This window comes from Lewinella sp. (assembly GCF_050633125.1).
Taxonomy (GTDB): Bacteria; Bacteroidota; Bacteroidia; order Chitinophagales; family Saprospiraceae; genus Lewinella.
On record NZ_JBOEFX010000018.1, the window covers coordinates 171,590 to 197,000 of the forward strand.

20 protein-coding genes and 2 pseudogenes are annotated in these 25,411 nt (G+C 46.5%); 11 read left to right on the forward strand and 11 right to left on the reverse strand.

Features of this window, described 5'->3' with window-relative positions:
- Positions 1–166: 166 nt before the first annotated feature.
- Complete coding sequence (locus tag ACRBG0_RS04685) at positions 167–574, reverse strand: hypothetical protein (protein WP_431485750.1); 408 nt, start codon at positions 572–574, stop codon at positions 167–169.
- A 276-nt stretch (positions 575–850) separates the two neighbouring features.
- Between ACRBG0_RS04685 and ACRBG0_RS04690 the strand changes: the two genes are divergently transcribed.
- On the forward strand, positions 851–1,876 hold the full coding sequence (locus tag ACRBG0_RS04690; RefSeq protein ID WP_431485751.1) for an AI-2E family transporter: 1,026 nt from the start codon (positions 851–853) through the stop codon (positions 1,874–1,876).
- Positions 1,877–1,895: 19 nt separating this feature from the next.
- Here the strand turns inward: ACRBG0_RS04690 and ACRBG0_RS04695 are convergent, their stop codons facing one another.
- Positions 1,896–2,288 carry a DoxX family protein gene (locus tag ACRBG0_RS04695; protein WP_431485752.1) on the reverse strand — a complete coding sequence of 131 codons (393 nt, stop codon included), beginning with the start codon at positions 2,286–2,288 and terminating at the stop codon, positions 1,896–1,898.
- Between the two features lie 206 nt (positions 2,289–2,494).
- A complete protein-coding gene (locus tag ACRBG0_RS04700; RefSeq protein ID WP_431485753.1) occupies positions 2,495–2,719 on the reverse strand; it encodes a hypothetical protein in 225 nt (74 codons plus the stop codon).
- On the opposite strand from ACRBG0_RS04700, the gene ACRBG0_RS04705 reads away from it, so the two are divergent.
- The 4 genes and pseudogenes from ACRBG0_RS04705 to gcvP all read left to right on the forward strand — a co-directional run.
- A complete protein-coding gene (locus ACRBG0_RS04705; RefSeq protein WP_431485754.1) occupies positions 2,706–3,218 on the forward strand; it encodes an NADPH-dependent FMN reductase in 513 nt (170 codons plus the stop codon). The two genes, ACRBG0_RS04700 and ACRBG0_RS04705, sit on opposite strands and share 14 nt — an antisense overlap.
- Positions 3,219–3,449: 231 nt before the next feature.
- Positions 3,450–5,933 (forward strand): replication restart helicase PriA, encoded by a 2,484-nt coding sequence (gene priA, locus ACRBG0_RS04710; protein ID WP_431485755.1) that lies wholly within the window; start codon positions 3,450–3,452, stop codon positions 5,931–5,933.
- 406 nt (positions 5,934–6,339) lie between these two features.
- Positions 6,340–6,844: pseudogene (locus ACRBG0_RS04715) on the forward strand (aminomethyl-transferring glycine dehydrogenase); the annotation flags it as partial.
- A 2-nt stretch (positions 6,845–6,846) separates the two neighbouring features.
- Positions 6,847–9,195: pseudogene (gene gcvP / locus ACRBG0_RS04720) on the forward strand (aminomethyl-transferring glycine dehydrogenase); the annotation flags it as partial.
- Between the two features lie 108 nt (positions 9,196–9,303).
- On the opposite strand, the gene ACRBG0_RS04725 reads toward gcvP, so the two are convergent.
- From ACRBG0_RS04725 to ACRBG0_RS04740, 4 genes are all read right to left on the reverse strand, one after another.
- The gene (locus tag ACRBG0_RS04725) at positions 9,304–9,855 is read right to left on the reverse strand and encodes a hypothetical protein (RefSeq protein WP_431485756.1); all 552 of its coding nucleotides are present in this window, start codon (positions 9,853–9,855) and stop codon (positions 9,304–9,306) included.
- A 280-nt stretch (positions 9,856–10,135) separates the two neighbouring features.
- Positions 10,136–12,673: a PIG-L family deacetylase gene (locus ACRBG0_RS04730; protein WP_431485757.1), complete on the reverse strand. Its 2,538-nt coding sequence runs from the start codon at positions 12,671–12,673 to the stop codon at positions 10,136–10,138.
- Between the two features lie 489 nt (positions 12,674–13,162).
- Positions 13,163–14,689 carry an L-piperidine-6-carboxylate dehydrogenase gene (gene amaB, locus ACRBG0_RS04735; RefSeq protein ID WP_431485758.1) on the reverse strand — a complete coding sequence of 509 codons (1,527 nt, stop codon included), beginning with the start codon at positions 14,687–14,689 and terminating at the stop codon, positions 13,163–13,165.
- A 253-nt stretch (positions 14,690–14,942) separates the two neighbouring features.
- A complete protein-coding gene (locus tag ACRBG0_RS04740; protein WP_431485759.1) occupies positions 14,943–15,392 on the reverse strand; it encodes a GatB/YqeY domain-containing protein in 450 nt (149 codons plus the stop codon).
- 84 nt (positions 15,393–15,476) lie between these two features.
- On the opposite strand from ACRBG0_RS04740, the gene ACRBG0_RS04745 reads away from it, so the two are divergent.
- From ACRBG0_RS04745 to ACRBG0_RS04755, 3 genes are all read left to right on the forward strand, one after another.
- A complete protein-coding gene (locus tag ACRBG0_RS04745) occupies positions 15,477–17,693 on the forward strand; it encodes a serine hydrolase (RefSeq protein ID WP_431485760.1) in 2,217 nt (738 codons plus the stop codon).
- A gap of 75 nt (positions 17,694–17,768) precedes the next feature.
- The gene (pdxA, locus tag ACRBG0_RS04750; RefSeq protein WP_431485761.1) at positions 17,769–18,845 is read left to right on the forward strand and encodes a 4-hydroxythreonine-4-phosphate dehydrogenase PdxA; all 1,077 of its coding nucleotides are present in this window, start codon (positions 17,769–17,771) and stop codon (positions 18,843–18,845) included.
- A 9-nt stretch (positions 18,846–18,854) separates the two neighbouring features.
- Positions 18,855–19,514, forward strand: a complete 660-nt coding sequence (locus tag ACRBG0_RS04755) for a lipoprotein signal peptidase (RefSeq protein WP_431485762.1) — start codon at positions 18,855–18,857, stop codon at positions 19,512–19,514.
- Positions 19,515–19,535: 21 nt separating this feature from the next.
- Here ACRBG0_RS04755 and ACRBG0_RS04760 read toward each other — a convergent pair whose 3' ends face one another.
- The 4 genes from ACRBG0_RS04760 to ACRBG0_RS04775 form a co-directional block, all read right to left on the reverse strand.
- Positions 19,536–19,856 (reverse strand): ArsR/SmtB family transcription factor, encoded by a 321-nt coding sequence (locus tag ACRBG0_RS04760; protein ID WP_431485763.1) that lies wholly within the window; start codon positions 19,854–19,856, stop codon positions 19,536–19,538.
- Between the two features lie 551 nt (positions 19,857–20,407).
- Positions 20,408–20,752 (reverse strand): ArsR/SmtB family transcription factor, encoded by a 345-nt coding sequence (locus ACRBG0_RS04765; protein ID WP_020536193.1) that lies wholly within the window; start codon positions 20,750–20,752, stop codon positions 20,408–20,410.
- Between the two features lie 173 nt (positions 20,753–20,925).
- Complete coding sequence (locus ACRBG0_RS04770) at positions 20,926–21,726, reverse strand: hypothetical protein (protein WP_431485764.1); 801 nt, start codon at positions 21,724–21,726, stop codon at positions 20,926–20,928.
- 38 nt (positions 21,727–21,764) lie between these two features.
- Positions 21,765–22,094 (reverse strand): MGMT family protein, encoded by a 330-nt coding sequence (locus tag ACRBG0_RS04775; protein ID WP_431485765.1) that lies wholly within the window; start codon positions 22,092–22,094, stop codon positions 21,765–21,767.
- 110 nt (positions 22,095–22,204) lie between these two features.
- Between ACRBG0_RS04775 and ACRBG0_RS04780 the strand changes: the two genes are divergently transcribed.
- Genes ACRBG0_RS04780 through mtnA form a run of 3 tightly spaced genes read left to right on the forward strand, consistent with a single transcriptional unit; the run spans position 22,205 to position 25,406 of the window.
- Positions 22,205–22,855, forward strand: a complete 651-nt coding sequence (locus ACRBG0_RS04780) for a hypothetical protein (RefSeq protein WP_431485766.1) — start codon at positions 22,205–22,207, stop codon at positions 22,853–22,855.
- Complete coding sequence (locus ACRBG0_RS04785) at positions 22,852–24,300, forward strand: TrkH family potassium uptake protein (protein WP_431485767.1); 1,449 nt, start codon at positions 22,852–22,854, stop codon at positions 24,298–24,300. The genes ACRBG0_RS04780 and ACRBG0_RS04785 overlap by 4 nt, the downstream gene beginning before the upstream one ends.
- A gap of 8 nt (positions 24,301–24,308) precedes the next feature.
- A complete protein-coding gene (mtnA, locus tag ACRBG0_RS04790; RefSeq protein ID WP_431485768.1) occupies positions 24,309–25,406 on the forward strand; it encodes an S-methyl-5-thioribose-1-phosphate isomerase in 1,098 nt (365 codons plus the stop codon).
- Positions 25,407–25,411: the final 5 nt, after the last annotated feature.

Here is a 25,411-nt window from a genome sequence, read left to right on the forward strand (position 1 = left end):
GAGCCTTAAGTGGTTGAAAACCGGTGTAGCTAGAAAAAACTAAGGTGCCTTAAGTGGTTCAAAATCCGATGCAATAAACCAGGCTTAGGTGCCGCTTTACGGTAAGGGCGGTCTTCCATTGTATTTGGATACATAGAGCGTAGTATTTTTAGGTTGAATAGGTGTTTTATTCTGCGCTGGCCACAGCCTTTCCAAGCCGGATAGGCGCACCAAGTAGTTGGCCCCAGTCATCATAATCGCCAATCTCAATCTTTCCATTAGGAGAAATAAGCACCTGCCGTTGAGGGCCAGCCTCAATGCCATGCACCCGAAGTAAAGACTGGTATTTGGCCATCAGCTCACCAGCAGGAATAACTTCATTGATAAAGAGATCATGGAATTCAAATTCAATTTTTATGCCTTCGTTATTGCCCACCAGCTGATCAGCCACCAACTCGCGGCGAAGCTCATCACGCAGTACCGTTTCTTCGGTGCTCAGTAAAAAAGTATCGCTGGTGACGCATTCAGGGCAGTCATTGCTAAAGTTCAAAAAGAAAAGGGTGCAAAGGATAATAATAACAGTCGGGTATTTCATCTTTTTTGGTTTTGGTCTTCCCCTGGGTGAAAAGAGGATCGGGTTCGCTTATTAATAGGCAAGTGGCGTGCCGAAAATCTTAGTAGTATGTAAGTTTTTGATTTTAAGTGAGTTATGTTGTATTGTTGGTTGTCTTGATGTTGGAGAAATGTTCGTTATCGAACACTCGTTGTGCGTAATTGGACGGTAATTAGCGCCACATTGTTAAGATGCTTCCAAAAAGCCTTGACCACTACTCTCAATTCATGTACTTTAGCTTTAAGCTATGCTGTAATTATGATCAAGACTACCCATACCGTTATTTTGCTGATTGCTATTGTCTACATCTTGGTTGTCACCAAGGTGTTGTTACTACCATTTGTGGTAGCATTATTGATTTGGTACCTCGTCAAAGATATTCGGGACTTTATCGCACGCAACCGATTTATCAAGCGGCGCTTTCCTCGTTGGTTACAAAACACGCTGGTATTTGTCATTATCTTTGGTGTACTCACATTCGTTTCTCGTTTACTTATAGGCAGTATCGCCACCTTTGCCGACAAGCTTGTTATCTATGAGGCCAATGTGGCGGTATTAAATGACTACCTCCAACAGCAATTCAACTTTGACTTTATTGACTACATCCAAAATTTTACGGGCAGTTTTGATTTTACTCAAATCTTGCAGCCGGTAGTCAATGGCTTAAGCCAATTGCTCAGTGATGGCTTTATGATTGTGCTTTATGTCATATTTTTACTAATGGAAGAATCAACTTTTTCGGTAAAGCATCGCCTGTTATTTAAGGAAGAAGAGCGCTACCAACAGACAATGGAATTGGTCAATAAGATTGATGCGTCTTTTGGTAATTATATTTCCATCAAAACCCTTACGAGTTTCATTACAGCCACCCTCAGTTATATTGTAATGAATATTCTGGGTGTGGATACGCCCTTGCTCTGGGCCATCGTCATCTTTCTACTCAATTATATCCCCAGTATCGGTTCTTTAATAGCGACCACCTTTCCCGCTATCATCGCTGTTTTGCAGGAGGGCGACCCTTGGGCAGGGCTGTGGGTATTGATGGGAGTAGGGCTTATTCAGGTACTGGTTGGGAATTTTTTGGAACCTCGCATGATGGGCAACTCGCTCAATATCAGTCCGCTGGTGGTTATCCTGTCCCTCATTGCCTGGGGGGCTATCTGGGGGGTATTGGGCATGGTGCTGAGCGTCCCCATTATGGTGATGTTGATCATTGTATGTGCCCGCTTCGAGTCCACGCGGCAAATCGCTATTTTACTATCAGAAAATGGAGAGGTAAATTAGGGTAGATTCAAAATTTCACTTATCCGATTAAGTAAAGGCTCAATAGCGCTACAGCAAAATAAGTAGCAATAGTAGCAGCTCCTTCATAATCCTTGCTCATACGCTGGCCGAAGAAGAGCATCAGTAATGCGACCGTAGACAGTTGTATGCCGTATTGCGCAAACGTCAGGTCGTTACTAATGACGATCTGGGTAATTCCAATCACGCAAAGTATACCTGCCGTAAGCTCTACAATGGTCAGTACACTCAATAACAAAGGCACTATTCCCTTTAGAGGGCTATGCTTAAAGTGCCCCTTCAACCAAGAGAGATTCCCCTTTCTATCCAGCACCTTGTCTAGGCCCGATTGTACAAAAACGATAGCCCAAAAGGTAGTCAGCGCAAGTTGTGTGAAAGTAAGTATAGGTAGCATAGTCGATCGGTCATTATTTGAGACCTAAATTAGGCATTTTTTAGAACTGTGATACTTCGCCCTTTGAATTTGGGGCCTCCCTTCGGGCGCTACGTTACGCAGTTCGTTATTCACTCAGCCCTGCGGGCCTACCCGTGCCGGGCAGCTACTGCACATCGCTAGGCCGATTTAGTGTTGCCAGAAATAGTCAAGGTATCATCGGATATTCAAAGTTTGGACCTCCACCAATAAGTATCTTTACCCCTGTTAGGCGTAGGTTGTACCTTCGTCGTAATATCTCCAACAACCAACAACCAACAACCAACAACCAACAACCAACAAACCATCAAACCAAAATGAACATCCTCACTCCCCCTGTTCGGCGTAGGTTGTACCTCCGTCGTAATATCTCCACCAAACCAACAACCAACAACCAAGATGAATATCCTCACCCTTTCTGGTTCTGCGCGCCCCGGTTCTTCCAACCAACTGTTGTTAGAAGCCATTGCTGCGGCTTTTCCTGATTATCGCTTTACGCATTTTACTGGATTGCCTCAGCTGCCACTTTTTTTGCCAGACTTAGATCACGCACCTTGGCCAGCGCCTGTAATCGAATGGAGGCAGGCCCTCCAATCTGCTACTGCGGTTATCATCACCACGCCAGAATACATCCACAACCTTCCGGCACTACTGAAGAATGCCCTCGAATGGATTGCCAGCTCTGGCGAATTAGTAGGCAAGCCCGTGTTGCCCATTACTTTCACGCCCAGTACCCCCCGAGGTGAGCGTGCCATGCAGTCGTTGCTTTGGTCGCTCGGTGCACTCGATGCCCGTATTGTGGCAGAACTACCCCTCTACCAAAACGAAATGGAGCGAGAAGGCCAGCGGCTACTGCTATCGGCTGATGCAGAGGAAATGATGGAAGAGGCATTGAAGCTGCTGAAGGGCTAATCGTACCATTGCGATCATACGTTTAGGTAGGGTAATCGTATTATTGCGATCATACATTTATACCGTGTTTTTGTGAAACAAAAAATAACTTTTGCTAAGTACTTGAACTTAATTATTGGACAAAAACGCTAGCTTTACAGCTAAGAAATCTTACATGTCCTTATATTACCTCATATGGTTCAAATAAGCTCGCATTGAGAAAGTCCTCTACCTAGTATTAAATCCCTCGCTTTGTCTCAAGAAAACTTACATCCTGTTCATTCTGCCACAAGCTATTACGTAGATGTCATCTTGCCGTTGGCCATTGCACGGCCGTATACTTATGCGGTGCCTGAAGAATTGGTGCCCGAAATAAAGATAGGCGTTAGGGTAGAGGTGCAGTTTGGGAAAAGTAAGTTGTACACAGGGTTGGTCATGCGGGTACACCAGGAGGCACCCGTCCAGCAACGTACCAAGCCCATTATCAGTGTCATTGACGAAGTACCCATCGTTACGGAACAGCAGTTTAAACTGTGGCGGTGGATGGCCAGCTACTATCTCTGCTCCTTGGGCGAAGTAATGAATGCAGCGCTACCCGCAAATTTTAAACTCACCAGCGAAACCCGCGTAACGCTCGGCCCGCTTTTTCATCAGGATCCAGCCTTATTGAGTGATAAAGAATACCTGATAGCCGAGGCGCTTTCGATTCAGGAAGAACTCAGTATCGATGACTTACAGGACATCCTCGGACAAAAGACCGTTTACCCAATAATCCGCCGCTTGCTGGACAAGCGCATTGTTTACCTCAAGGAAGACCTGAAGGAAAAATACCGACCCAAGAAGATTCTTTGTGTTCGTTTTCAGGAGCCTTATGCTTCCGACCCTAATAGCTTGCACCTTGCTTTCGAGCTGGTCTCGCGTTCTACGAGGCAAGAAACAGCCCTGTTGGCCTACATTCAAACAAGTAAGCAACAAGAGTTTGTGCGCCAATCAGAATTGATTCGGCAGTCAAATGCCGATAATGGGGTCATTAAAGCAATGGTCAAAAAGGAAATATTTGAGGTTTACGAACGCGAAATTAGCCGTATAGGGAGCTACGAAGAAGATACTCTGGATGCATCAACACTCGCTACGCAGCAAACCCGTGCATTAGCAGAAATAAAAACACACTTTGAAGACAAAGGCGTCGTGTTACTGCACGGTGTTACCGGTAGCGGAAAGACGAGGGTGTACCTGGAACTGATGCAAGAAGTTATTGCAAAGGGCGGCCAGGTCCTCTACTTATTACCAGAGATTGCCCTGACCACCCAAATCATCGAACGCGTACAAAAGGTATTGGGAGACGATGTGATGGTCTATCATTCGCGCCTCAATCACAACGAACGAATTGAGCTTTGGCAAAAAGTACAAGCGGGTAAGGGTGCTGTGGTGGGGCCGCGTTCGGCCATGTTTTTGCCTTATCAGGAACTCGCGCTTGTTATTGTTGATGAAGAACACGACCCTAGCTATAAGCAGCGCGACCCCAACCCTCGTTATCATGGCCGGGATACGGCTATCGTCCTGGCACACCAGTTTGGGGCCAAAGTATTGCTAGGTACGGCTACACCAGCCTTGGAAACCTACCACAATACCCAGAAGGGAAAATACGGCCTGGTCGTGATGAACGACCGCTTCGGCGGGATCGAACTCCCTGAAATCATCATCGCCGATGCCCGTAAAGCACAGCTGGAGCAGCGTATGTATAACCACTTTACGGATACCTTGATCGATGAACTCAAGGCTGCTTTGGAACGAGGAGAACAAGCCATCCTTTTTCAGAATCGACGGGGGTATTCTCCAACCTATCGCTGCCCTACCTGCGCGTGGCATTCCGAGTGCGTCAACTGTGATGTGAGCCTGACCTATCACAAGTTTCACGAGATGCTAAAGTGCCATTACTGTGGCTATAGCACCAAACTCCCCACCGAATGCCCGGCTTGTGGCAGCACGGGCTTGACCATGCAGGGCTTCGGAACAGAAAAAATAGAAGATGAGCTGAAAATATTCCTCCCCGATGCCAAAATTGGCAGGATGGACCTGGATACCGTTCGTGGCAAGAATGCCCACGCTAAGATTATCGGCGAATTCGAGGAAGGTAAAATCGATATACTGGTAGGTACCCAAATGGTGACCAAAGGGCTGGATTTTGAACGGGTAGGCGTAGTAGGCGTACTCAGTGCCGATCAACTCCTACAATTTCCCGACCTCCGCGCCTCGGAGCGAGCCTTTCAATTGATGTTGCAGGTAGCCGGTAGAGCAGGGCGTAAACACCGGCAGGGCAAAGTGGTTATCCAAGCTTTTAATACCGCCCACCCGGTGATCAAGGAAGTACTAGAAGGCGATTACGCGGCCTTCTATGGTCGTGAATTAAAGGAGCGGCACGAGTTTGCTTATCCACCTTTTATGCGCCTCATTCGGATCACCCTCAAACACAAGAAGCCGCAGGTGGTCAATGATGCTATGAAATTGTATGCCCACTGGCTCAAACAACAGTTAGGTGAATGGGTGCTAGGCCCTGCGGTACCCCATGTTGGCCGCGTCAGGAATTACTACCTGCTCGATGTGCTCATCAAACTGGAGATGAACCCGCAGAAGATCAAGTTTGCCAAAAAACACATCCACGCTGCCACCGAACAAATCAAGCAAACCCAAGGCTACAGCAATGTCCGCGTCAGCATTGATGTGGATCCGTATTAGGGTTTTGAACCACCCGAGGGCATCAAAGGGCATCCAAGGCAAATTCATGAATTTGCCTTGAATTTGCCTTGGATTTGCCTTGAATTTGCCTTTTAGGGGTGGGTCGCGCCAGGGGTGGGAGCCAGCACCGGGCACCGGTGAGCCCGCAGGGCCGAGCGAGCAGCGAGTGGCGGACGACCCGACCCGAAGCACAGCGGAGGGAGGCGCCCTAATAACAATCTATTGTCAAAATAAACTATCCTGAGGCAGGGATGTTAATCCACCACGAAGATTTTTTATCTTCGCAGCAAGGAAGACAGGTACGGAGAACAAGCACCCTGTTTTTGGGAAACTCCGTGGCTTTAGTCCTGTTTTTGCAAATGTTCTGTAAAGAAGTTCCTAACCTACCTCAACCGGAATTACTACCATGAGTAAAACGGCATTTTTCGATCAGTTTGTGAACCGCCATATTGGACCCTCTCCTGCAGAGGTTTCGCAAATGATCAAGACCATCGGCGTTAAAAGCCTCGACCAATTAATTGATGAAACAGTACCTGCAGATATCCGTCGCAAGGACGCGATAAAGGTACCTGTTGCTCAGACGGAGCACGCCTACCTCGGCAGCCTAAAAGCATTGGCCGCTAAGAATAAGGTGTATAAGACCTATATCGGGCTGGGCTATTATCCTACGATTACTCCATCGGTAATTGCTCGGAATATTTTTCAGAATCCGGGTTGGTATACACAGTATACGCCCTATCAGGCAGAGATCGCTCAAGGCCGATTGGAGGCACTTCTGAATTTCCAGACCATGGTAAGTGACCTTACCGGTATGGAGATCGCCAACGCTTCTTTGCTAGACGAAGGCACGGCGGCGGCGGAAGCGATGGCCCTGTTTTTTGCCCAGAAAAATAAGCGTAACAAAAAGGAACNNGATCAAGTACTCCCTCAGACGATTGCAGTACTTCAGGCACGGGCTGAACCTTTGGGCATTGAGGTGCAAGTAAAACCTGTTGGTGATTTCGAATTAAATGACCAGGTTTTTGGCTTGATGTTACAGTACCCTGCTGCTAATGGTGCTGTAGAGGATTACCGAGCACTGACTGCTGAGGCGAACGCCAAAGAAATTTACGTGACTGTCGCTGCCGATTTGTTGGCGCTGACAGTGCTGATGCCTCCTGGTGAGTGGGGCGCTGATGCAGTTGTGGGCAATACCCAACGGTTCGGCGTGCCTATGGGTTATGGAGGCCCTCATGCAGCCTATTTTGCTTGCCGCGAAGATTACAAACGCTCGCTACCAGGGCGTATCATCGGAGTGTCGGTAGACCAAAGAGGGAAACCTGCACTGCGGATGGCACTGCAAACCCGTGAGCAGCACATTCGCCGCGAAAAAGCAACGTCTAATATTTGCACTGCTCAGGCACTGCTGGCTATAATGGCCGGTATGTATGCAGCTTGGCACGGGCCAGAGGGTTTACGGGCGATTGCTGTCCGTATCAACACCTTGGCACAATTGCTGGGGCAAAGCGCTAAGCAGCTGGGTTACGAACTGGAAGTAGCGCATTACTTTGATACGATTGCCATTAAAGCTGATCATCAAAGTCGCCTGGCTATTCGCCGAGCGGCCTTGGGGGCGGAGCTGAATTTTCACTATACGGATACAGGGGTGCAGATCAGCCTGGATGAGACGACAACCCGTGAAGATGTAGAGCTAATTGCCGGAATTCTTGCTGTCGATTTTGAGCAGGATACTATCGCATTGGCAACCGAAGAACCTGCCACTATTTCTGCGCCGGAAAACCTGTACCGCCAGACCGACTATCTGACGCATCCGGTATTTAACAGTTACCAGACGGAAACGGAGATGATGCGCTATATCAAGCGCCTGGAAAATCGGGATTTGTCGCTGACGCAATCCATGATTCCATTAGGGTCATGTACCATGAAACTGAACGCAGCGACAGAACTGATGCCCGTAAGTTGGCCTGAGTTTGCGAACTTGCACCCCTTCGTGCCTAAAGATCAGGCTGCTGGTTATTACCAGATGTTTACGGAACTGGAGGCTTGGTTGAGTGATATCACCGGGTTTACCGCTTGTTCATTACAACCCAATTCTGGTGCACAAGGAGAATACACGGGCTTACTTACGATTCGCGCGTATCACCTTTCACGAGGTGATGACAATCGTAAGGTGGCGATTATTCCTGATTCAGCCCACGGTACCAACCCTGCTAGTGCGGTAATGGCGGGTATGAAAGTCGTGGTGGTGAAATGTGACGACGAAGGAAATATTGATATCGCTGATCTACGAGAGAAAGCTGAAGCAAATGCTGCCGATCTTTCGTGCTTGATGGTTACCTACCCTTCGACGCACGGTGTTTTTGAGACAGGAATTGTAGAAATTTGCCAGATCATTCATGAGTTTGGCGGATTGGTATATATGGATGGTGCCAATATGAACGCGCAGGTAGGCTTGAGTAGCCCTGGTATCATCAAAGCAGATGTTTGTCACTTGAATTTGCACAAGACGTTTGCCATTCCTCATGGTGGTGGAGGGCCTGGTATGGGACCTATTTGTGTGAATGATAAATTAGCTCCTTTTCTGCCTAAGCACCCCTTGGTAGAAACAGGCGGCGAACAAGGAATACTTCCTGTATCGGCGGCCCCTTGGGGAAGCGCGAGCATCCTATTGATTAGCTATGCCTATATCAAAATGTTGGGACCTGATGGCCTGACGGATGCGAGCCGTTATGCAATATTGAATGCCAACTATATCAAGGCACGCTTGGAAGCACATTATTCAGTGCTATTTAATGGAGAAAATGGGCATACCGCTCACGAACTCATTATAGACTTGAGGCCCTTTAAGGAACTCATCTCCGCAGCTGACGTAGCGAAGCGATTGATTGACTATAGCTTCCACGCACCAACCTTGAGCTGGCCCGTAGCCGGAACAATCATGATAGAGCCAACAGAAAGTGAAAGCATGGCTGAGCTGGATCGTTTCTGTGATGCGATGATTGCTATCCGCAAGGAGATTGATGAGATCGCCAGCGGTGAAGCCGATGCAGAGAACAATGTGTTGCACAATGCTCCTCACGTATTGGAATGGTTGACTGCCGACGAATGGCCTTTCCCTTATAGTAGACAAAAAGCAGCGTGGCCTTTGCCTTACCTGCTGGAAGGACGTAAGTTTTGGGCCAGCGTAGCGCGAGTAGACAATGGATTCGGTGACCGTAACCTGGTGTGCACTTGCCCGCCGATTGAAAGTTACGCTGAATAAGGTTAGCTATAAAATATGGCTGAAATAAAATGCCCGCTTCGATCTCTCGAAGCGGGCATTATTGATTTTTAAAAGAGCTTTTTCTCTTTCAAGTTTAGGTGATTGGTATTATCCACCGAAGCGGTAACCAATTCCAAGCTTACCCTGGAACATGATATCTGGCCAATCAACAGTGTACTCAGTACCACTGTCTTCGTATTTAGTGTTGTCGACCAAAGCGCGACCAACACCGAAGCCGATGTCAAAAACGATACCACTACGAGATACGGACTTATATCCGATTCCTACACCAAGTCCAAAACGGGTTTGGCTGTACTCTGCATAGTTGGTGTCACCATCCGCTTTGTAGCTGCGGGAGATGAAACGTAAAAAGGCATCTGCATAGAATTTGTCAGCACCATCATCAGGGTTGAAGTAATATTTACCAACCACGCCAATTGGAATGTTGCTCCACTTGAGGCTAGTAAAATCATCATTACCTCCACCGATACCGATAGTAGCTTCAACAGAGAATTCATCAGAAAGAATGAAGTCTCCTCCAACACTTAGGTCGCCAAATAGTAGCCCAATAGGGTTAATTGTGACATCTACTTGCGCGTCTGCGCGGAAGGCAGAAAAAGAGAAAACGGCCAGGGCCAAGATCATTAATCTTGATTTCATAAAGGTGTAATTTAGTTATTCAATGGCCTAAAGGTAGATAAATATCCTACACACGACAATTAATTACGTTTTTTTTAACAGCAGGGTTAGCTATGCGTCAAAAGGGCGTTAAAGCCTCTTTTTGCTGGTTACCTTTTGCCATTCAATGCTATGCTTGTGGTGTTGCTCGCCTTGGCTCGCGGTTGTGTTTGCTTTGCTCGTGATCTTGGTTAGCTCATGCTACACATGATTTTAAAAACCGCGAGCGCGCGCACCTCCGCGAACACTAGTGAGTACCGATCTACGGTTGAGGCTTATTGCCTAACGAAATAAGGTTAGCAAATAAACGGTATGCTCCGGGTACGCCAGCGGGAAGTTCTCGGAACCACGAGTAACCTGTATAAACATAGTGGCCTTTGCCATATTCTGCTACCAGTAAGCCGCCATCGCGGGCCGGTTCGTCGGGGTCGTTGCTCGACAGGATGGCGGTGTACTCATCTGCCCACTCGTTGGGAAAGTAGAGCCCTCGTTCTTGTACCCAGCCTTCAAAATCCGCCGTGGTTATCTTGTTAGGTTCATTTAGAACAGGATGTTCAGGTGCCAGTAAGCGAACTTCGGCTTCTTCTACCGTCACTCGGTCTCTGCTAACATTGATAGGATAGGGGGCCAGCTCCTCCATTGGGACTTTTAATCTCCGATTGGTGTTGTACTGGACGATGAGGGTGCCTCCTTGGTTGACATACTCCATCAATGCAGGCTGGTAAACGGGCATGCGTTCGAGCGTGTTATAAGCCCGGATCCCCAAAATGACGGCATCGAAATTTTTAAGCCGATCTGTATTCATGTCACGATCATCCAGCATAGTAACATCATAGCCAATTTGTTCGAGTGCCTGCGGAATGTCATCACCAGCTCCTTTGAGGTAACCGATGTATTGGCCTTCCTTTTTGATGTTTAAACGCACGACTTTTGCAGTAGCATCCAGAATGAGCGTTTGGGTCGGGATATGATCGTATTCAATCTTTATACGGTCTTTATGGTAAACGATGCCATCTAGGTCGACCATCGGAGTGATGAAGTTCTCTTCCTGGGTTTCGGAAGGATAGAGGGTGAATTTGAACGTCTGCTCCTCGTCTTTGCGGTCAAGTGTAAGCGGAAATGATTCCGGTTCTAAACGCCAGCCATTGGGATAGGCCAAGCGTAGGGTTCCTTCGATATTATCACGACCTGCGGTAACCTTTACTGTGATTTCCTGAGGTTTTGGATTTGAAAAAATGTAGACCTGCTCGGATAAGCCGGTAAATACAGGTGGTGTGATTTCGAAAGGGCTGTAAAGCTCTCCTTTTACAGGATCGGTCTTTTTGAAAACCAGCGGTTTAGAGATGACCATCGTTGACCAAGAATTTTTGGCTTTATCAAAAATATCCAAGGTGAAAGTAACATCTAGCGCTGATGGTGTTTGGGGTAACCCTCGGAGCAACTGGTCCTTGACGGTATACATGCCAAGGCTAGCTTTTTGGTTCAACCAGTAAGCATTGGAAATAGGAAAGTCGGTAGGGATGCTTAAAGTCTGTTCCTTGGAAAAACCTTGGTTAGAAGCAAGTTGCTCATTGACTTCCTGGTCAATGTCTAAATCGGGGAAACTGATTTCGCGCAATTTTATCTCCACACCAGAGCGGTTAATGGCTTCCAGTTCAATAACAATATCTTGTCCAGGAGCTGCGCTAGGGTCTGCGGCTACGGCCTCAAGAAAAAGCCCTAGCGACCCTTCGATCAAGTTTTTTACTTCGGCAAGCTTGATGTCCCGCCAATGCCCGGCAGGTAAGGACTTGATCATGTTGCGAATTCTTAGCAGGCTTGAGAGGCTCTTTTCGGGTTGATCAAAATCGAAGTTTGCAATCGCTAAAGTCACAGCTTCTCCAATAGGAGCACCTCCCTCAACGCGGGTCCAGGTCGTGTTGATGCCTGCGAAGGGGTCTGTATCATCTTGGGGCATATCTCCTTTTACCAATTCAAGGTATTCCGTAAGGCTACCCCGTGAGCCGCTGGAACCAAATCCCTGGCTCTTGTGCTGGCTGCGGCTGGTGGCTGCAATTTCAGGAACAGAAATCCCTCGTTTCGGGAGATAAGTGCCTACATCAACTGATACCATCTTGGATTTATCGGCCTCGTCAAAGGCTTCTTGGCTACCATAGAACCACCAAGAGGTGTTAAAGAAAATACGACTGGGTTTCCAGGGAGCAACGCTTTGCAACTGCTCGGGATATACTTTTGGGTCATTGCTTAAGTCGAAAGATTCTACCGAAAGCATCGCAGAGGCAGTGTGGTGCCCGTGAGTTTGGCCTGGCGAACGATGGTCAAAGCGATTGATAATAATGTCTGGCTTGAAGTTGCGAATCACCCAGATGGCATCAGCCATCACCTGGTCACGGTCCCAGATGTTGAACGTCTCGTCGGGGTGTTTGGAATAGCCAAAATCATTAGCACGGGTGAAAAACTGTTGCCCACCATCTGTACGGCGTGCAGCAAGCAATTCCTGCGTACGGATTACCCCCAATAGCTCGCGTATTTCCGGACCTACAAGGTTTTGGCCACCATCGCCACGTGTCAGCGAAAGATAGGCGGTATTAGCGTGGCGTACATTACTGAGGTAGGCAATCATCCGCGTATTCTCATCATCGGGGTGTGCTGCAAAATATAAGGCAGAACCCAAGAAGTTGAGCTTCTGTAAGCCATCATGAATTTCGGTAGAAGACCACCGTTTAGGAGCTTGAGCTTGGATGGTGGTGTAGCCTCCAAGGAAAGTAAGGAGGAAAACAATTATAGATATGCGCTTCATAGCAGGCGTAGTATATTTTTTTATACGAAGTAGACAAAGGTAGGGCGTTTTTGGTTGAATGGGACGCTTAAATAAAGCTAGAAGAAAAAGGACTAATCGTACCTTTGCGATCTACGGTGTGGGACACATTTATGTGTCTTGACCTCAATAGAGGTCAAATATTGGTAGAACGATGTTCATTAAGCGTTAAAACGACCTCGGATGAGGTCGAATATCAATTCCTATTCGATCACCAGGTCGAAAAAATCAAAAGGGAGAGGGTATTTACGCTTGTGCGACCTCATCCGAGGTCGTTTCCTTGTTTATTCATTCTTTTCTACCAGTATTCCACCTCTCCGAGGTGTTTTTTCTTGATCCCACTTCTGATTTTGGTCGAGATGTGTCCCAATCGTAAAGTGCGATCATACAATGGCCTTGCCTAAAAACAAAAAAGCCGCCTTCCACACGAAGTGAAAGCCGGCTTTGTAAAATCTTATTTTCCAACCATTCCTAGAAATCGAACTTGATCCCTTGTGCCAATGGCAACTTGGTACTGTAGTTGATCGTGTTGGTTTGGCGACGCATATACACCTTCCAGGCATCAGAACCTGATTCGCGACCACCACCGGTTTCTTTCTCTCCTCCGAAAGCACCGCCAATTTCAGCACCACTGGTACCAATATTTACGTTAGCAATACCACAATCAGAACCTTCAGGAGACAGGAAGCGCTCAGCTTCGCGCATATTGTTGGTCATGATAGCGCTACTGAGCCCTTGGGGAACAGCATTTTGAATTTCAATCGCTTCCTCAATGGTCTTGTATTTCATCAAGTACAAAATAGGAGCGAAAGTCTCGTGCTGTACAATCTCGAAGTGGTTTTCTGCTTCAGCGATACAAGGTTTTACGTAGCAGCCGCTTTCGTAACCTTCTCCTTCCAGTACACCACCTTCTACGATGAAGTTGGCACCTTCTTCTTTCGCTTTCGCAATCGAGTCGAGGTACATATTCACAGAATCCTTGTCGATCAGTGGTCCTACGTGGTTGTTTTCATCCAGTGGATCACCGATACGGAGCTGACCGTAAGCTTTCACCAAGTTCTTCTTGATGACATCGTACATGTCTTCGTGTACAATCAGGCGACGGGTAGAAGTACAACGTTGGCCACAAGTACCCACAGCACCAAATACGGCACCTGTCAGTACCAATTCAAGATCAGCATTAGGAGTGACAATGATGGCATTGTTTCCACCCAATTCCAATAGGCTGTTGCCTAAACGCTGAGCTACGGTACCGGCTACAATTTTACCCATACGCGTACTACCAGTAGCGCTTACCAAAGGTACACGAGTATCCTTGGTCATGAATTCACCAACTTTATAGTCGCCGTTGATGATATTGCTCACGCCTTCAGGAACGTTGTTGGCTTTCAATACATCCTTGAATATATTCTGACATGCTACACTACACAATGGAGCTTTTTCTGAAGCTTTCCATACGATTACATCTCCGCATACAAGGGCTAGCATGGCATTCCATGACCATACAGCTACCGGAAAATTGAAGGCAGAAATAACCCCAACAACTCCTAGTGGGTGCCATTGCTCCATCATCCGGTGAAGGGGGCGCTCACTCTGAATGGTAAGGCCGTAAAGCTGTCGAGACAACCCAACAGCAAAGTCACAGATGTCGATCATCTCTTGCACTTCACCGAAGCCTTCTTGTAGGCTCTTGCCCATTTCGTAGCTTACCAGGCGCCCCAGTGGGTCTTTGTATTTGCGTAATGCTTCACCGTATTGGCGCACAACCTCACCACGTTGTGGTGCGGGAACCATCCGCCATTCTTTGAAGGCAACCATGGCCTTATCCATCACGTCGTCGTATTCGGCACGTGTGGTTTTGCTTACTTTGCCAATCATTTCACCGTCTACAGGAGAGTAAGAGGCAATGTATTTGCCAGAAGTAGAGGTTTCCAAACCGGTACTGGTACCGTGGTTGTTGGTCTTCAGTCCGAGTTTCTTGAGGAAGGATTTATCCATTTTTTGTGGTCTTATTTAGAGCTAAAAGAAATGCAGCCGCAAAGGTAATAAGAACTAACCGACTTTCCAGATAAGGAGTAATGACGATATAGCCATTTGCGTGCAAAGTCTAACTTTAAGAAGAACACTTTAGAATTGGAGGGGTTGTTGAAAGAAGGGAGATTTCTTATGAATTCCCTGAAAACGAAACCCCATGATTTCACTAATTAGAAATCACAGGGTTTCGTTTTTAACTATAAACTTTGCATCGTATTTACAAGCTTAGCAAAGCCTTGACTTTAGTAGAGATGGCTTTACCATCCGCTTTTCCTGCAAAGGCCTTACTCGCAGCACCCATCACTTTGCCCATATCTTTCATACTGGTAGCGCCTACCTTTTGGATGATTTCCTTGATGCGGGTTTCCAACTCCTCATCGCTCATCTGCTCTGGGAGGTAGCGTTGGATAACTTCGATTTCTTCCCGCTCTTTAACGGCTAAATCTTCCCGATTTTGGTCTTCAAAGATTTTTAGGGACTCCTGGCGCTGTTTAATCAGCTTTTGTAGCATCTTAATTTCAGCAGCGCTATCAATCTCTTTGCCCGTTCCATCGGTTTTAGCCATCGTAATGGCTGTCTTAATAGCCCGAACTCCTCGAAGTGCGGCCTGATCTTTGGCTTTCATGGCAGTTTTAAGATCCTGCATGATCGTTTGCTCTAAACTCATTGTTTATGGTCAATTAAAAATCCAATATATTTAACGTCAGCAATGCTGTAATGGTTCCAAATAAACGCTAAATAAATTCCACCAATGATATCCTTGCTTCGCTATTTATCCTTGCCAATATTGTTTGCTTTTTTGGTTGTAAACATACTTGGCGCCCAAACTACCAACCCCGAATTTGACTCGCTTTTCGCAGAAAAGCTTCAGCAAAAATTAACAGAGTTGGGAGACGAGGGGGATTATCGTGGACTCTCCGCAGCCGTCTTGATTCCTGGCCAGGGAATATGGACAGGGGCTTATGGATTGGCTGCGCCAGGGGTACCCATGGAGACCAATATGCGGCTGGGTATTGCTAGTAATTCAAAAGCAGTCACTGCTGGATTATTACTGAAGTTGCAAGACGAAGGGCTACTTGATTTAGATGATCCAATATCGCTGTACCTCCCTGATTATCCACAGGTAGACGGTAATATCCCAATCCGAGCCTTGCTCAATCACAGTACAGGCCTCTTCGATTTTATCAATGATTGGTCGGGAGCTACCCAAACGGCCTACGGAGATGATGATAACCGGGTTTGGTCTTTGGCCGATTTAATGGCTACGTTGGGAATGCCTTATTTTAGTGTTGGTGAGCAATTTGATTATTCAAATACTAATTTTTTGGTAGCAGGTTTGGTAGCTGAAGCTGCCGGAGGAGCTACTTTGGGGCAACTTTATCATCAGTATCTCTTTGATCCACTGGATTTGGACATGGCTTACCCGCCACATGATGATGTCTTTGCCCAGCCTTATGCCAACCTTTGGAATACTGCCGGCACGAGTGTAAGCCTGGACGGTAACGGTGAACATACTTTCCTCACCTTCCCTGCCAGCGCCGGAGCCATTTGGTCTACCCCTTATGATTTGGTACGGTGGTACGAGGCACTCTTTAATTCAGACTGGCTAGAAGAACCTTCCAGCGAAGACTTACGCTATCGCGATGGATATATCGCCTATACCACCGGGGTAAGGGTGCGTAATGATCTCGGACACTCCTTTTATTACCACGCCGGGGCTTGGGGCTTTCGCTCCTATTTGTTGTATGACCCTCGCACGGGGATTTCGGTGGCAATGATCAGCAATCAATATGGTACGTCGGTAACGGCATCGGCTATCGATCTTTTTGCGGAAGCCCTTGCAGAATTGCCGGAGCCTAATCGGGATGTAGGATTGGTAGATGTACTGCCAGTAGGAACGACTTGTTTTGCTGATGAACCTTTTATTCTCGTAAGAAATGAAGGTTTGGAGGCCATAACGTCGCTGCAAGCAGGGGTAGGCTTAGATGGCACTTGGCAGGATACACTCACTGTTGAGGTGGGGGGCGGATTGGCACCTGGTGGCCAATTGTTTGTCAATCTACCATTTAGCCTAGGCAACACAGAAGAGGGCAAAAGAACCTTTCAGGTAGAGTTGATCACCGGAACACCGGATGATATTCCCAATAACAATTACCGCAATGTAGCTTTTGCAAGGGACGATGGCACAGGTCTAGCGCTTCCTTTTACCGAAGATTTTGAAGGAACAATGAATATGCCTTCTTCGTTAATCAGCCAGCAACGCGATAATCTACTGGATTGGACGGTTACCAAGTTTGCTTCAGCTACAGGGCAACAAAGCTTGGCCCGCATCAATTATTATGATGGCAACATTGGCCATAAATATGCTTTCGATCTGCCTTTGTTGCACATTGATGACCAGGGAGCGATGCTCTCTTTTGCTTATGCGCATACCATTTATCCAGGTGTCGGGCGGGAAGATTTGCGTGGCTATATTTCCACGAACTGTGGTGCCAGTTTTGAACTTCTTTTTGAATTAAACAACAATGATCTGGCGACCGCACCACAATCTACCGAGCTCTTCTTGCCAACACAAGACCAATGGGCTACCCATCAGGTAGATTTAAGCTCCTTCGCAGGCGAAGATGTATTGATTCGTTTTGAGTTGGAAAATGAATTCGGAAACCTCACTTATCTCGATGATATTACGGTAGATATTCCGACAGCTATGACAGAATTGATAAACGCGGATATTCGCCTGGTTCCTAATCCTGCTCGTCAGAGCGTAGGCGTTTATTTTTCCGAAAATGATCAAGTCAGATTTTGCCAACTGCTGGATGCTTATGGGCGTGTGTTGCATACCGAAAAGGTCGCCGCTAATGCTACCGAAGTAATCATCGACCGGGCGAACTTGCCTGCGGGGACTTATTTTGTAAAACTTTTAACCGATAATGCTGTAGTAGGAATTCAGCGACTACTATTTTTCTAGCGATTCTACACTTTGTTGTCGGTATACCTGAAAGCAAGAAAATCTCCTATCTTTACGCTTCCAAAAATAAGATTCATGCATAAGCCCAAAATAGGCATTAGTATAGGTGATATCAATGGCATTGGCCCCGAGGTAATCATAAAAACGTTAGTAGATGATCGAATCCTAAATCAATGTACACCGGTGATTTACGGGTCGAGTAAAGTCATGTCTTATCATAAGAATATAGTCAACCCTGATTTTCATTTTCACGCTTGCCGTGATGTTGAGAGTGCTGCAACTGGAAAGGTTAATGTTTTCAACTGTTGGCAAGAAACAGTCAATATTGAGCTTGGGCAAGCGAATACAGAAAGTGGCCAGTACGCCGCAATTGCTTTGGAACGCGCCGTAATTGACCTCAAAGAAAATAGAATTGATGCGCTGGTCACAGGCCCCATTAATAAGCACGCGATGCAATTGGGGGGAGGTTTCCCATTCCCTGGCCATACCGAATACATTACGGATCAGCTTGGAGCCAAACAGAGTTTGATGTTTATGGTGAGTGATAGCCTCCGGATTGGCTTGGTGACAAACCATGTACCCGTTTCTGAGATTGCTCACTTACTCAGCAAAGAGTTGATTATAGAGAAATTGAGATTGATGCACCACACGCTGAAAATGGATTTTGGGCTAGAACGGCCAACCATCGCGGTTTTGGGGCTAAATCCTCATGCTGGCGACAATGGCCTGTTGGGAGATGCCGAGGAGAAAATTATTCGTCCGGCAGTGGTTGAGGCGAAGAAAAACGGTGTTCTTGCAGTAGGGCCTTTCTCTGCGGATGGTTTCTTTGGCGCAGGGCAATACAAGAAATTTGATGGTATCCTGGCCATGTATCATGACCAAGGGTTAATACCCTTTAAGTTGCTGGCTTTTGGTCATGGAGTGAATTACACCGCGGGACTTTCAGGCATCAGAACATCTCCTGATCACGGAACTGCTTATGGCTTGGCGGGGAAGAACGAAGCTGACCCGGCTAGCTTTCGGGAAGCTCTCTTTCAGGCGATTGACATTTCTCGACAACGTAGTGTTTACTTGGAAATGCATGAAAATCCATTGAAAGTAAAAGCTAAAAAAACAGCTACGGAAGAAGAGGAAGAAATTATTCCAGAATAAATACGATTTGTGAAGAATTCTACCTTGGTTGCCGGGATTGTTTTATTGGTTTTGATCGTTGATCAAATGATCAAGATTTGGGTGAAAACCAATATGCTTTATGGCGAAATGATTCCCATTTTTGGCTGGGACAGAGCGCTTATTCATTTTGTAGAAAATGAGGGTATGGCCTTCGGGCAACGGTTTAATATTCCCCATGGCAAGCTGATCCTCAGTTTGTTTAGAATTGTAGCGGCTACTTTTCTGGTTTTCTTCCTGCGGAGTTTATTACGTACACCGGGGATCACCAAGGGCTTGTACATAAGCTTCGCGCTTATCCTTGCGGGCGCCCTGGGTAATATCATTGACAGTACCTTTTATGGAATGCTTTTCTCGGCGTCCTATGCACATGGTTTACCAGCGGAATTTTTACCTCCGGGTGGTGGATACAGTACTTTCCTCCATGGGAAAGTCGTCGATATGTTTTATTTCCCGCTCTTTGAAGTGCAGCTTCCCGCATGGATTCCCCGGTTTGGTGGAGAATCCATGCTGTTCTTTGGTCCGGTATTTAACCTTGCTGATGTAGCGATTAGTTGGGGGGTAGCACAAATACTTTTCTTTCACCGCGGGTTTTTCCATAACCCACCAGCGACAGAAGCCCACCAGCCACAAAAAGAAGAGGAGGAGTAAGGTCGTACTTACTAATAATCGTTATTCAAAATCTTCGATAAAACCTCTCACAGAATTAATGGTTTCTCCCAGTTTGTCGTAGGCAATCTCGTAAACGACGTATTTACCTTTTCTATTGGTATCAACAAGATTAGCTAAACGGAGAATGCGTAAATGCTGAGAAGTGATAGATTGTTCCAGCTGTAACGTATTGTATATTTTATTGACATTGACGGAGCCGTGTTTATCAATAAACGATAAGATTTTCATACGTAAAGGGTGCGCTAGTGCACGTAGAATTTCGGATGACACTTCTAGTTTCTCATCGTCGATAAATACTCTGTTGTTCGTTTTTCTGCTCATAGTAAACACAATTAGAAAGTTAGGCACAGGCGTTAACCTGACCTCTTCCCTTAGGTAAGTGGGACGTAATTTGTTACTTAATTAGTAGCCTTAAATTGTGTTTGCTGCGTGGGTCAAAAAAAAATACGACTGAGAAAAGAGATGCTTAATCTTATTGTATCAGTGATATTGATAATAAAGATTAAACGTGTTCAAGCAAAGATCGTATAAATTATCGTTTTTACAAAAACTAAGCTGGATTTTGCCATTAGGAGTGCATTTGACGTAGCAGAGTACATGTGGAAGGGTGGCTTTGTATTCGGAGCAACTCGACAAGAAAACCTAAACTTGGCTTTAGCCCGACTAAAATCAACCATGATCCCTGTAGAACAAGTCTATTATAAGAGCGTGTTGGGGAATTTCATTTGGAGCATTGATTTTTCACCAAATGAAATTTCCCAACACACGCTAGGTAAGTCAAATAAAAAATCCCGACAGTTGATCAAAGTCAAAGGTCGGGAGTTTTTAAGTGTTCTGGTATGAACAGTAACTCTTTTACAAAAAGGTTAGCTTTAGCTAGCTGCTAATTCTTCGACTAATTTGCCGATTTGGGCTAAACGATCCTGGTCTAAAGCATAATAAATATACTTTCCCTGTCGCTCGGTATCTACTACTCCAGCACGCCGTAAAATAGCGAGGTGTTGAGAAGCTACCGACTGTTCCAAGCGCAGGCTTACGTAAATATCCGTAACGGCCATACTCCCGTTTTCGTCAAGCAGGTTGATAATTTGTTGGCGCAACTTATGGTTGACCGCCCGCAAAACAATCACTGCTTTACGTAACTCGGCATAATCCAACTGGATATTATCGTCTCCTTTGTTGGTTAAAGTTACCGATTCAATCTTCTGTTTTTCCATCGGCTGGATTTTTTGCATTAGAAAAATGGCACATCCAACTTGACAGAACCAAATACCGTACCAATTTTCTCTCAAAGCTCTTTTAAAAAAAAAATTACTCCGTTGCAATAGCAAAGAAGTAGAAACAAATATACAAAAAAATGGCAGCCTGTTGCGATAAATTTACGCTTTCACTACTCCTTGCTTTCCAATGCTAAACTTAAGCTGCTGAGATACTGGGCTGTAGTCTTCTTAGGAACGAGCCCAAATTTAAGAGAGGCTTGATCCAGAAGGTTTAATGCGAAAAAATTATAGTTAAACTGATGAGATAAGCCCTCCGTAAGTTGTCGGCGCTCTTTTTTCATCAAAACCAATTCTGTTGTTGCCAAATTGTTTTCACCCCCAGCGTTAACATAGGTATTTAAACGATGTTCAGCTGCTTCCATCGCGTCGGCTAAGGTGGTCAGCGCTTCTTGAGCATCGTGCAAAATTTGCCTTTGCAACAAAAGATCGGCTTTCACTTGTTCTATTTCCCGCTTAACTTCCAGGTCTGTTTTGTTAGGTGCATAATAATGCTCGTCGATCTCATCATTAAATTGTTTCAAGCAAGCAAGGTGTTGCTGTGCCAATGTTTTCATAGGCACGATAATGGCACTGAATTTATCCTGTAACAAACGGAAATATTTACGCTCACCTGCCAAGCTGGGCTGTTGATGCTCGTCCTCTACTTTGATGAGAAATTTTAACCAGTTCTGCTTTACAATATTGGATACTTGATGATCAACGACCCGTAATCGAGAAAGCAATTGCCCAAATGCAGTAGCTTGTTGAGCAAAAGCTCCACAGCGAGCCAACAACTCTTCTAGTGCTGGCGTTAGATCGCCCTCTTCAAGTGGGGGGAGGTTAGAAAAATCCAAACCTTCCTTCTGCGTGGGCGCAGCTTTTTCAGTGGGTTGTTTTTCTTCCCCAAAGGCTGATTCATAAGGGTTGGACATGAACGGTTACTTTTATTGAAGCTAAACTTTAGACAGTTTCATTCTAATAAACTGACTGGTGACCAAAATAGCTGGTCAAAATTTACGATTTTATCATCAATTACCACAATGCCTTCTGCTTCCAAGCGCTCCTGCATAAGGGTAGGTGTCGCAAAATGCCCGCGCCCACTGAGCTCCCCCTTGCGGTTAACCACCCGGTGCGCCGGCACATCTCCGATATGTAAACCTGCACTTAAGGCCCAACCCACCATTCGGGCAGAACCCAGGGAAAGGAAGTTGGCAATAGCACCATAATTTGTGATGCGCCCCTCCGGGATTAAACGAACCACATCGTAGACATTTTCGTAATACTTTGGGAGTTCTTTCATCTGGCTGCTGGTAATTAATTATCAAAGATCACATTTTTTGCGCATACTTTCGACTGGTCATTATGTACCTTTGCGCCATTTATTGGATGGAAGTTCCAAATCGTATAAATATGTTGAGTACCAAAGTTAAAGCCAGTGCCATTACTCACCTCACTGATGCGCGCTATTTCGCCGCCTGGGAAACGAATTGGCTCGGATTTATGCTATCTCCAGGAACGGAAGAATCCGTAGACCTACAGTTGGTTGCCGCCCTTAGGGAATGGGTGGATGGGGTGAAAATTTGTGGTGAGTTCAGCTTAGCGACTTTGCCAGAGGTCGAAGCAGCGATAGAGGTGCTTGGTTTGGAGACCGTCCAGCTCGGAATGCTGACGCCGTTAGAGAACTTGCAGGCCTTAAAAGGAAAGGTAGAGATCATTCAGGAGATTGTTGTAGAGGCATACATCACGGGGGAAGAGTTGTCTGCTTTGATGGAGGAACGTAAGGATGCTGTAGATTACTTCTTGCTGCAATTTAATAAAGGCGGCCTCACTTGGCCCGATATTCAAGATGGAACACCTTTTGGAGTGGATCAGCTAGAGGCGTGGGCAAAGCAGTATCCTCTGTTGGTTGATCTACCATTGGCAGGAACCACTCCTACACAGTTTTTAGAACAAATAAAAGTGGAAGGGTTCAGCGTACAGGGTGCAGCAGAAGAAAAAGTAGGCGTAAAAAGCTTTGATGAATTAGATGACTTCTTTGAAGACTTAGAAGTGTTGATATGATCAATTATCGGATTATTAGCCGTGTCCTGGGGGTACTTTTACTCATTATAGGACTATTGATGTGGACAGGGATTCCCATTTCCTGGTATTACGAAAGCAAGGACATGGAACCGCTTGTTTGGTCAGGGCTGGTATGTCTGCTTTGTGGCGGCTTGTTGCGTTTGCCAAAATTAGGAGACGATCGCTCCGTCAAGAAAAGAGAAGGTTATTTGATTGTGGCGCTAGGTTGGTTGGTTATGGTACTTTTCGGAATGTTACCTTACCTATTCAGTGGCGTTATCCCTACGGTCCCGGAAGCTATCTTTGAATCGGTTTCCGGAATGACCACCACCGGTGCATCGGTGCTTACGGATATTGAAGCCCAGCCACTAGGCATTTTATACTGGCGAAGCCTCACCCAGTGGATCGGCGGAATGGGGATTATTGTGCTGACTGTTGCGATCTTTCCTTTGTTGGGGATTGGTGGTGTAGAGCTGTTTGTCGCCGAGGCTCCAGGGCCTACCAGTGATAAACTACACCCCAGGATTAGCGAAACGGCCAAGCGGCTCTGGTTAATTTATGTTGGTTTAACTTTTGTCCTTACGATAATCCTTTTCTTAGAGGGCATGTCGCCATACGAGGCCGTCAATCATGCACTTACGACCATGGCTACCGGTGGTTTCTCTACACGCAATAGCAGCATGGCTGCTTTCTCTCCGACAATCCAATATACAGTTTGTTTTTTCATGTTCCTTGCGGGGACCAATTACACTATTATCTACTTTGGTTTAAAGGGGAAGTTGCGAAGAATATGGTCCAGTGATGAATTCAAGGCCTATACTTTTGTAGTCTTGTTTTTTAGCTTAGTCGTAACAATGGCCGTTCATGCCGCTGCCGATATCAGCTGGGAGCAAGCCTTCAGAGACAGTAGTTTTCAAATCGTATCATTGATTACCACGACGGGTTTCGTTTCTGCCGACTACACCAGTTGGTCTGTAGGTTTGACACTTTTCTTCTTTATTTTACTGTTTATGGGGGCTTGTGCTGGGTCCACCAGTGGAGGCATAAAGGTTATTAGGCATTTGGTCTTCTTCAAAAACTCTCTCTTGGAGTTCAAGCGTATTATTCACCCAAGAGCAGTGGTGCCTTTACGGCTAAACGGAGACATCGTCAAAGGGCGAATCATTACTCATATTATCATTTTCCTTTTACTCTACCTCTCGTTATTCGTTTTGGGTTCGCTGGTGCTCGCTGCTATGGGCTTGGACTTTATGACGGCGATTGGAGCCGTCGCAACTTGTTTAGGTAACGTAGGCCCAGGTATTGGGAAGGTAGGCCCAGTTGATAATTTTGCCTGGTTGTCAAGTGAAATAAAATTAGTACTCAGTTTCCTGATGTTGCTTGGGCGCTTAGAGTTATTTACGATTTTAGTATTGTTTACGCCTTACTTTTGGAAAGCTAATTAGCATATACAATGACTCCTGATCTGAAAACCATCTGGCTCGACCCTCAAGACCCCACAACAGTCTGGATTATTGACCAAAGGGCTTTGCCCCATGAGCTGGTGCATGAACCGTTGAAGACGACGGCACAAGCGGCAGCAGCGATCAAAGAGATGCACGTACGCGGAGCACCCTTGATTGGTGCTACAGCTGCCTGGGGCCTGTATCTGGCGATGCTGGAATATCAGGGCGCAGTTGATTTCGACAATTACCTGGTTCAGGTCGTTGACCAATTGCAAAATACCCGTCCCACAGCGGTCGATCTATTCAATGCACTGGAAGCTTCTCAGCTACGTATCCGGGCGGCAGCCCCACATGATCGCGTAGCCGTTGCGCGGCAAGCGGCCGAAGATTTTGCCACCGCCAGCGCTGCCCAATGCCGCGCTATCGGAGAACATGGCCTGGAAGTATTGCGCGATATTGCAGCCACCAAGCCCGGTGAAACCATTAATGTTCTTACGCACTGCAACGCCGGGAAATTAGCCTGTATCGACTACGGTACCGCCACTGCGCCGATCTATTTGGCTCACGAACAGGGCTTACCCATTCACGTGTGGGTTGATGAAACCCGCCCCCGCAATCAGGGCGCTCGCCTTACGGCTTATGAACTGGCCGCAGCGGGTATCCCTCACACCGTCATTGTTGATAACCTGGGAGGGCACCTTATGCAGCACGGTATGGTCGATGTCGTTTTCGTCGGTACCGACCGTACTACCCGCCAGGGCGATGTGGCCAATAAAATAGGCACTTACCTCAAGGCCCTGGCTGCCCACGACAATGGTGTTCCCTTTTACGTAGGCCTACCCACCAGCACCATCGACTGGACCATCCGCGATGGCCTCCGCGAAATCCCCATCGAGGAACGCGGCGGCGAAGAGGTCACTCACATCCAGGGAAGGTTAGAGGGCAAAAACCAATGGGTACAACTCACGCCCGACGCCAGTCCGGGCCTCAATTACGGCTTTGATGTCACGCCAGCTCGGCTGGTCACGGGTCTCATTACGGAGCGGGGTATTTGTGCTGCGAGTGAGGAAGGGTTGTTGGGCTTGTTTCCGGAAGGGGAGGGGTAGGACAA